The sequence below is a fragment of the Corallococcus interemptor genome (genome assembly GCF_003668875.1).
Taxonomy (GTDB): domain Bacteria; phylum Myxococcota; class Myxococcia; order Myxococcales; family Myxococcaceae; genus Corallococcus; species Corallococcus interemptor.
The window spans coordinates 1-433 of record NZ_RAWM01000364.1 but is presented as its reverse complement, the minus strand read 5'-3'; the positions used below and the strand labels follow the sequence as shown (position 1 = coordinate 433).

The window sequence follows — 433 nt, the reverse complement described above, 5'->3', positions numbered from 1 at the left end:
GGGAGCCACGCCTGGAGGTCCTCTTTCTCGGGTTCGGCCTCCTCCTCCGCGTCCTCCTCTTCGTCGGCGGGTACCTCCACGAGGAAAGGAGGCACCATGGGGAGTCCGGTGATGGCGGCGAAGGAGGCCGCGGCCAGCGGGCCCTGGGCCTCATCGCGCAGCAGCGGCAGCAACGCCTCAGCCGCCAGGAGCCTGCCACTGAAGCCCACCGCCCAGATGACCTCCGCTGGTGCGGAGCCATCCTTCAGGCGCGCGAGGAGGCCCGTGAGGTCCTTCGACTCACCCGCCACGGCGAGCGCGAGGAGCGCGCCGCGCGACGCGGAACCCCGGGCGTGCTCCCAGGCCTCACGCGAGCCCAGCAGCAACCCGGTCTCCAGGGCGGCGGTGCTCACGGTGGGATGGGCATGGCTCAGGGCGCGTGACAGCCGAGCAT

Annotated in this window: 1 pseudogene; it reads right to left on the bottom strand. The window is 72.3% G+C overall.

The window, feature by feature from the left end:
• A pseudogene (locus tag D7X96_RS39265) lies at positions 1 to 392 on the bottom strand (TIGR02270 family protein); the annotation flags it as partial.
• Positions 393 to 433: the final 41 nt, after the last annotated feature.